At 56.6% G+C, this 4,213-nt stretch carries 2 protein-coding genes and 1 pseudogene; 1 reads left to right on the forward strand and 2 read right to left on the reverse strand.

All coding sequences use genetic code 11. The features are described 5' to 3' along the window. Positions 1–74 precede the first annotated feature (74 nt). Positions 75–476: a transposase gene (locus tag C7H84_RS36100; RefSeq protein WP_162999534.1), complete on the reverse strand. Its 402-nt coding sequence runs from the start codon at positions 474–476 to the stop codon at positions 75–77. An 88-nt stretch (positions 477–564) separates the two neighbouring features. Here C7H84_RS36100 and C7H84_RS36105 point away from each other — a divergent pair. Next, positions 565–987 (forward strand): annotated as a pseudogene (locus tag C7H84_RS36105) (IS66 family transposase zinc-finger binding domain-containing protein); the annotation flags it as partial. Between the two features lie 301 nt (positions 988–1,288). Here the strand turns inward: C7H84_RS36105 and C7H84_RS36910 are convergent. After that, complete coding sequence (locus C7H84_RS36910) at positions 1,289–3,757, reverse strand: GNAT family N-acetyltransferase (protein WP_162999535.1); 2,469 nt, start codon at positions 3,755–3,757, stop codon at positions 1,289–1,291. Positions 3,758–4,213: the final 456 nt, after the last annotated feature.

Consider the following 4,213-nt stretch of genomic DNA (forward strand, 5'->3'; position numbering starts at 1 on the left):
CGACGCCAAGCTGTTGAAGCCGGAGCGCATGTCCGTGACGCCCGCCGCAATCCAGATTCGCGTGTTCGGCGGGATCACTTCAGGCACTCTCGTAGATACCGTTCGGCGAACTCCTGTGACACGCCGCGGATGCGGATACGTCGCTTACCAACCTCGATCTCGATTTCACAGTTCGGCGACATCGCCGGGCTCGCCGACACATCCAGCGTTTGCGCCAGAGCGTGGTTTGGGACGTCTTTCGCTGGCAGATCGACCACCTCAACAGGCAGCAGCGCGACGCTTGGTATCGGCGTTGCGCGTTGCGCTTCCAGTAAGCTTCTCCGCCACTGCGCGACCATATTGGCGTTCAAGCCATGCGCACGGGCCACTTCGGCAATCGAACAATTTGGATCGTTCGCCTCGGCAGCAACCGCTTGCCGAAACTCCTTCGTGTAGTTCCTCGATCCCGGTTGTCTTCCATGCACTACTGGCTTCATCGATCTGATTCCCATTACATCTGATGGGAATCAGATTGCCTATGCTTCGCTCTCGCGAATAGACGGTACATGTCGAGCGCTTACGTTCAGGCGAATGTACTTCGGGAGCAAGTCCGAGAAACTGGGCCGGCAAATCGATAAACTCGAGGCGCAGCTGGAAGACCTGACGGCCGGCCAGAGTGCTGCAGAGACGCAAGGGCAGCGAGACAAGACGTCGAAGGCGCCACTTGGTCGAGCGCCCACACGAGAGCCACTGCCGCCGCACTTGCCACGCGACGAAATCGAACTCACGCCGGATCCGGCTTGCCCCAAGTGCGCGACGACGATGCAGCGACTTGGCGAGGATGTATCCGAGCAACTCGCCCGCGTGGCGGCCGCGTTCAAAATGATCCGCACGATTCGCCACAAGCTGTGCTGTCCTGATTGCGGCCACATCGTACAGCCCGCGATGCCCAGCCTGCCGATCGAGCACAGCATCGCGCATCCGAGCCTGCTGGCCGATATTGCGGTACGAAGTTCGCCGATCCGCGCCATAAATCCATAAGCATTTGATTTTTAACGAATAGTCCTGCGCCGGTCGAAACGCGGGTTATGTACGTCTTATTGATTTCTATGGGGTTTATGGGACTTCGATTTGTGGCGTGGGCACAGTTTGGGCACAGCGACTTGGGCCTTATGGCAAGGCAAGCAAACGTTGTACTGACTGATCTCGGCGGCACCTAGTCAAGTTCATCGTCCGCCTGCCCGTCACATCCCCAAACGGAGGCACACGAACCGGATCGAAATCCCAAAATTCCCGCGCATCCTTTCCATTACAAGTTGGACAACATGTCAAGGTATCTGTTTTTGACCAACTCGACTCGACTCATGAACTCCTGGCGACGAGCATCTTCGATGTGACTTCCAAAGCAGCTTGTCCACAATCTGTTCCAGTCCAACGAAAGGAATCGCTCTTGAGTTACTGCATCGGCAAAGAAATTTCCAATCGAATTCGGCGAGAGCTCGCCGACCTTGATGGAACGGTCCTCTTCGTTTGGATGGAGAATCGACTCGTGGTCAATGGCGTAGAATCGTCCCGTCGAATCAATAACCAGATTGTTCACTCCGCTATCGCTGCGTCGATCGATCATGTTGATAAGGTAGTCGAACACCTGTAGTCCAGTGTTCGAAATATCGAAATCTGCCGCGGGCGGCTTAGCGCCATTCACATATGCATAAACAATCTGATTGTTCGTCCTGGCCACGCGCAAGGTTTCCGGCACCAAATCAAGCCCCAGCGCCTCGCTAAGCTGGTACGCGAACAACTCCCGTCTCACTCGCGCCTCGACATCGGCTCGTTCTTCCGGCGAATTAATATCGAATTCAAAAGATTTATGAACAACCTTGCGACCGTCTGCAAGTTGCTTCAGATAAACCTCGTGGTCACTGGACAAATCCTCGAGTATGCTCACCCTCAACAAAGACGGTTCGATTTCCGACTGTGCCACCGCTGGCATGGCAGAGCTGGCTGAATTTGCATCTATGGCTACCGCTGGCGACGATTGCGCTGCAGTTTTCAGGCTACCATCCGGATTAAGGATTCGCCATCGGCCACCTTCCATTCGCCATTTTTCGCTCTTACTGGGATCGAGTATGCACAGGCTGGTGACGGGAAGTTCCTTGAATCCGAGTGCCTCGTATGCGCGTTCGGACCCGTCCACGGGATTGACGCGCAGCTTCCCGGCTCCACCCATTTCCGCCGATTTCTGTACCGCCGCTTCAACCAAAAAGGCACCGATACCGCGAGCGACCGGGCTGGTAACGAACAGCCTGACAACGGGAATGGAGTCACTCTTTTCAGCGGCGTGCAACCAAAGGACGCCCAACGGTGAATTTGGCTCGCCGTACAGAAGGTGCACACTCGCTGGTTGGGTGCTCCCTATGCCCATCGCACAGACAGACAGCGCCCCCTTCACACGGCTCTCCCAAGCCTTCTCTTCGTCCGTTACCGAGATCGAAGGTATAAGGTGGCGAATGCCTCTTCCTAGAGTAAGAAGGGCGTCCTTCGATGCAGAATAGTCGATCTCCGTTGGTGCGGCCGCATGGATTACAGGCTGAAGTGACTCCCCGTCCCATGTGAAGCCGGTGCTCGGCAAGATTCGCTGAATTTCCTCCACTCGCTGCCGAGGAAGAGAATTGCCGGCCCGACTGACTGGGTCGACGATGTGCAGTATGGATGTCAGCGCAGTCTCGATCTGCTCACCCTGAGGAGGCAGGTCGCCGAGAGCGGAACGCATTTTTCGAGCGTCGATAGAGGCTTCGATTGGGGGGGCATGCTGCTGACTAGCACTACTTGGTCCCTCGACAACTGCCTGCCGACGAGCATTGATCTCCCGAGCTGCGTTGAGCTCGCGAACTAGATTGCGGGCTACGTCCGAATCATGACTTCGGCAGATCGCCTCTACCGAATCCAACTGATCCGGGTACGATTCCACAAGATACATGGCAAGTCGCCCAGAACGATTCGCGCGGATATCCTCAACAAATCTTGAAGCTAGGGCTACATATTCAGCCGTGGACGAGACGTCATGCATTCGACAGATGTCTTCTGCTCCAGCAAATCGCCTTTGATCAGTCACGAGTTTCTTTCGACTCGCGTCTATGCTGAATTCCGCGTCCGTCTTGGCAAACTCCCCACGCAATGCAGTCGTGGCCAGTGGCTTGTAGTGACCGCTTCCATTATCGAGATAGTATGGCTTTTCGGGATCAAGAGCCGCATGTTGTGTCTCCAGGTTGCCCGCCATAATCGGCAGACCAAAGCGATGCGGCGGCTGGATACTCATGTGGTAGTTGTGCCAACTAACAAGGAACTCGTTCTTCCCTGTGTCCGGATTGTAATAAATCGCGTACGCCCAGTTGGCCATATAGATCTTGTCCCCATCAAATTTCGATGGGTGTTGATTGGTCTGTCCGTCGACAAAAACGCCACGACTCACGAGGTTCCCTACCTCGTCTATACCGAGCACTTCATATGCTTGTCTGTGAAACGTATTCCTATCTTGAGAACTCGCGAGGTCCAGGACGTCGTTCAGCAAACTCGACAATGGCATACGGGTCGACGGTGCCCCCAACAGGTTACGAGGCAACCAATCCGGTTGTGTGACGGCAATTGCCGTAATCGGATCGGAAACAGCCGGCTGCGGTGCGGATAGCTCTTCAATTGCCCCAGCGGCTTCAAGCTTCGGTGTTGGCGGATGTGGTACCACGCTGGCGTTGCCTGGCGCTTTCGAGGGTTTCAGCATCAGCCAATTCATGAACCGTGTGACTGGACCGCCTTGCTTCGCCTTGCTGGTCTGACTGGACGTTTTGGAACGAGCACGCTGGGCTACTGGCTGGGCCGGTACGACTGGTAGCGCAGATCGAGCAACTGAGCTCCCCATGGGCGCAACAACTGGGAGATTGCTCGGCTCGATAGTGCCTGCCGATGTCGATGCAACCGACGAACCAGGCGTGCCAACCTGCCCCGACGCAGCGACTTGAGCTCGGTGCCTGCTAATAACGAGCGCTGCGAGCGCCTCTGCCGCCATGACTGACGTTGGATTCGGCGCAGCTAACTGCCCCGCGATACTTGCTGCGTGCCCGGGAGCGTTCGGGGCCGCCCGCCAACCCGCTGGACGTCGAGCGGGTTCGATCGTCGGCGGCACCCGAGCATTCGAGCCGGCCTGCGCCGAACCCGGCGGTTGCGGCGGTGGATCCTC

The organism is Burkholderia sp. Nafp2/4-1b, assembly GCF_003635165.1.
Taxonomy (GTDB): Bacteria; Pseudomonadota; Gammaproteobacteria; order Burkholderiales; family Burkholderiaceae; genus Burkholderia.